A 4,106-nucleotide genomic window follows, 5' to 3' on the forward strand; every position below is an offset into this window, starting at 1 on the left:
CAGACCGGAGGTTGGGACAGGGCGCAGATCCGGCTGCCGTCCGAGGCGGTCAGCAGCCTGGGCGGAGTTTGTACGTAGTAGGCGTTGGTGACGTGTTCGCGTGGGTAGAACCGCATCGTGCCCCAGGGCTCGACGCACCGGTGGTGGCTGCCTGCGGTGGTGTCGACCCGGATCAGGATGAATGCGGCGGTGCAGTGCACGTATAGCGCGGACGCCCCGCCGTGCTGGCTGGCGCTGACGCGCTGGAAGCCGCAACCCCTGGGTACTGGCGGGGGCTGGTCGACAGCTTGGAGCGGAAGCGGGTCGAGGAAACCTGCGAGCACGGTCACAGTCGTGATCAGGGCGCGGCGCACGCCGGTGTTCTGCAGGAAAGTAGTGGTCATGGTGATCGCTCCCGATGAATAGGGTGATCACCAGCGTCCTGCTGGTTCTGCCACTTCGGTAGGTTTTTCGGGTATTCGAATAGGAAAGAATACGGGCTCAGGCTCCGGTGCCGGCGAGGTAAGCGGTTTCGTCAACGGCCCTTGGCGATGCGGAGCGCAGCGGAGCAGCAGGACTGCTCTGCAGTACCTGGTTCCAACAGGACGTCTTTGATCGTCTGTCCTGGTCATGACGGCACTGTGTTTGCGAACGATTCGTGGCGTGCTGGTCGAGGAGCACGTGTAGCGGTGATGGCGGGCCACGTGAAGGCAGGAGCCGTGGTTGGTTAGCTGAGTGCTTCGAGCAGCCTGGTGAGGAAGGTGTCGGCGTCGGCGGTGAGGGCGACGTCGACGGGGTGGCGGTCTGCCAGGGGGCTTTCGATGTGGGTGGTGGTGAGGATGGGGCGCAGGTCGGCGATGAGTCGGCCGCGGGTGTGGGTGCCGGTGAGTTCGACGCCGACGGCGAGGCGGCGGTAGGTGGCCAGGTCGGGGTCGAGGGTGATGGCGGCGGCGAGGGGGTCGTGCAGGGTGACTTCGCGGCGGCCGAACATGGTGGCGTAGAAGTCGGCGTAGTGGCCGATGATGTTGGTGGCGAAGTGGGCGCGAGGGGTGTCGATTGCGGCCAGTCGGTTCAGCCATGTCTGGTCGGCGCGGGCGGTTTCGGTGACGTCGAGGCCGATGAGGGTCAGGGGGAACCCGGCGCCCAGGACGAGGTCGGTGGCCTCGGGGTCGTGCCAGGCGTTGGCGTCGGCTGAGGGGGTGATGTTGCCGGGAGCGGTGAGAGAACCGCCCATGACGACGACGGAGCGCAGCAACTGGGGAAGTTCGGGTTCGAGCAGCAGGGCCAGAGCGATGTTGGTCAGCGGGCCGAGGGCGAGCAGGGTGAGTTCGCCGGGGTGTTGTCGGGCGAGGCGGACGAGTTGTTCGGCTGCGGATTCCGGGATCGGTCGGCCTCTGGGGGCGGGGCCTGCATGGCCGCCGAGGCCGTCGTGGCCGTGGACGAATTCGGCGGTGTGCAGCGGTTGGGCCAGGGGGCGACGGGCACCGACTGCCACGGGCACGGTGTCCAGGCCGGCGAGTTCGAGGACTCTCAGGGCGTTGTCGGCGGCTTGGGGTGCAGGGACGTTGCCGTGGACGCTGCCCACGGCGACGATCTCGGCTTGGGGTTGGGCGGCGAGGTAGAGGATCGCCAGTGCGTCGTCGATGCCGGGGTCGGTGTCCAGGACGATGCGCACGTGCTTCACCCAATCAGGTTCGTCGGGAGTGTCGCCATCACTCGTTCGAGCGGTGTGCGCCTAGGTTCGAGGCCATGCGGGTGTGTGTCTACTGCGGTTCCTCCGGCGCTTCGGAGAAGTACCTGTCGGCGGCTCGGCGGGTGGGTGCGACGTTGGCGGGGCGGGGGATCGAGGTGGTGTACGGCGGGGCTCGGGTGGGGACGATGGGCGCGGTGGCCGACGGGGCGTTGGCGGCCGGTGGTCGGGTGATCGGGGTGATCCCGGAGTCGCTGGTGGGGTGGGAGGTGGCGCACCAGGGGCTGACCGAGTTGCGCGTCGTGCCCGGTCTGCACGAGCGCAAGGCGGTGATGACCGCGTTGTCGGACGCGGTGGTGGCGTTGCCGGGTGGGGCGGGCACGTTGGACGAGTTGTTCGAGGCGTGGACGTGGGCGCAGTTGAAGGTGCACGCCAAGCCGGTCGGGGTGCTCAACGTGGAGGGGTTCTTCGACCCGTTGGTGGCGATGGTGGACCACATGGTGGCCGAGGGGTTCGTCAGGCCCGCGTACCGGGAGATGCTGCTGGTGGACGACGACCTGGACCGGTTGCTGGACCGCTTCGCCGACTACCGCCCGCCGGGCTACACCTGGTCGGCGGACGCCGACGAGGCGTTGAGCTCGTGACCGCGGGGATCCGGCACGTCGTATCCCACTGCATCCAAGTGATCGCGTACATCGTTCGCGCGCGGGTCGTCGAGCTCGTCGAGGATGGCCAGCGCCCTGTGCCATGAGACCCGGGCGTCCTGTCGGTGGCCGAGCGCGGCCAGCGCGTGACCGCGACTGACCAGGGTCTCGGCCTCGCCCCAACGGTCACCCACCTGCCGGCGGGTTTCCAGCGCGAGGTCGAACTGGTCGAGGGCTTCCTGGTAGCGGCCCAGATCGTGCAGCGTGGTGCCGAGCTTGGTCAAGGCGAAGCCCTCGCCGTAGCGGTCGGCCGTGTCGCGCATGATCTCCAGAGACCTGCCCAGGTGGTGCAGCGCTTCCTCGTCACGGCCGGAACGCCGCATCGCCTCACCGAGACTCGCCGAGGCGATGGCCTCGCCGTGACGGTCCTCGACACCGCGGAACAATGTCACCGCCTCACCGAACAGCCGCACCGCCTCATCCCGCCGCCCCCGCTCGGCCGCCAGGTAGCCGGTGCCGGTCAACGTCCACGCCTGACCCGTCTCGTCTCCGATCTCGCGACGCAGGGCCAACGCCCGCTCCAGCTCACGACCGGCCAGGTCGTACTCCTGGCGCTCGCGGTGGGCGTGGGCCAGGTTGTTGAGCACCCACGCCTGGCCGAACACGTCCCCGTCTGCCTCGGCGGCGGCCAGCCCGGTGGTGTGAGAGGTGATCCACGCGGTCCACGGCTTGCACAGGAACAAGTAGTTCCACAACCCGACCGGCAGCTGCCACGCCTGTCGGTACAGGCCGCTCTGGTGCGCCAGCCGGGTCACCGCGACGAGGTTGGGCAGCTCCGCCTCGCACCACGCGAGTGCCTGCTCGTAGGTAAAGCCACCCGGTGACGACGGCACCCCGTCGGTCGGGGGTTCCAGCTCGGGATCGCGGCGCTGGGGGGCCAAGGCGTGGTTGGCCCGGTAGGCGGTGTGCAAATACCAGTCGACCAGCCTGGTCACGGCCGCGGCACGGTGGTCCTCGGCCTCCTCGGCGCGGACCAGCTCGACGCTGTAGGCCTTGAGCAGGTCGTGCTGGCGAAAGCGGTCCTGGCCGACTTCGTCGATCAGATGCACGGAGGCCAGTTGCCTGAGCAGCGGCACCACGCTGTGGGGTCCCATCCCGCACAACGCCGCGACCGCGTCGGCGCCGAACCGGTCACCGGGGTGCAGACCGAGCAGCCGGAACAGCCTGGCCGCATCATTGCCCAGCGCGCGATAGGACCAGGAGAACACCGCGCGCACCGCCTCGTCCTCCTGTGACAGGACGTCCAGGCGCTTGTCGATCGCGGACAGCTCTCTCGCCAGCTCGCCCAGCGTCACGTGCGGGTGAGCGCTGATCCGCTCCGCGGCGACCCGGATCGCCAACGGCAGGTGCGCGCACAATCCGGCGATGTCGTGCGCTGCGGTGAGTTCGCTGTTCACTCGTTCGGGACCGATCGTCTCGCGCAGCAGGTCCACCGCCTCATCGGAGGTGAACGAGGGCACGGTGAGGCACCGGGCGCCTTCCCGCACCGCGAGACCGGACAGCCGCCGACGGCTCGTGACGATCACCAGGCACCCCGGCGCTCCCGGGAGGACGGGGCGCACCTGCTGTGTGTCGGATGCGTTGTCCAGGAGCAGCAAGGCACGCGTCCGGTCGAGCCGCGTCCGCAGGAGCGCGGCTCGACGGTCCGCCGTCGCCGGGATGTCCGCGGGCGGCACCCCGAGATCGAGGAGGAAGGTTTCCAGAACCTCGCGGGGGTCTGCTGGTTCGGAATT

At 69.1% G+C, this 4,106-nt stretch carries 4 protein-coding genes; 1 reads left to right on the forward strand and 3 read right to left on the reverse strand.

Annotated elements, in window-relative coordinates:
• Together ACFV4N_RS40620 and ACFV4N_RS40625 are read right to left on the reverse strand one after the other, a co-directional pair.
• A partial coding sequence (locus tag ACFV4N_RS40620) for a DUF6355 family natural product biosynthesis protein (RefSeq protein WP_499678017.1) occupies positions 1–383 on the reverse strand: 383 nt, incomplete at its 3' end.
• 323 nt (positions 384–706) lie between these two features.
• The gene (locus tag ACFV4N_RS40625; protein ID WP_499678018.1) at positions 707–1,663 is read right to left on the reverse strand and encodes a nucleoside hydrolase; all 957 of its coding nucleotides are present in this window, start codon (positions 1,661–1,663) and stop codon (positions 707–709) included.
• 65 nt (positions 1,664–1,728) lie between these two features.
• Here ACFV4N_RS40625 and ACFV4N_RS40630 point away from each other — a divergent pair, with 65 nt between their 5' ends.
• Positions 1,729–2,313 (forward strand): LOG family protein, encoded by a 585-nt coding sequence (locus tag ACFV4N_RS40630; RefSeq protein ID WP_499678019.1) that lies wholly within the window; start codon positions 1,729–1,731, stop codon positions 2,311–2,313.
• On the opposite strand, the gene ACFV4N_RS40635 is transcribed toward ACFV4N_RS40630, so the two are convergent.
• Positions 2,271–4,106, reverse strand: a 1,836-nt coding sequence (locus tag ACFV4N_RS40635) for a tetratricopeptide repeat protein (RefSeq protein ID WP_499678020.1), incomplete at its 5' end; no start/stop codon positions are given. The genes ACFV4N_RS40630 and ACFV4N_RS40635 overlap by 43 nt on opposite strands.

Source organism: Actinosynnema sp. NPDC059797 (assembly GCF_042732085.1).
In the GTDB taxonomy this organism is placed as follows: Bacteria; Actinomycetota; Actinomycetes; order Mycobacteriales; family Pseudonocardiaceae; genus Actinosynnema.

What these genes read in the sequence shown, in the direction of transcription:
- ACFV4N_RS40630 (WP_499678019.1), top strand. Translation starts at nt 1,729, where the DNA reads ATGCGGGTGTGTGTCTACTGCGGTTCCTCCGGCGCTTCGGAGAAGTAC.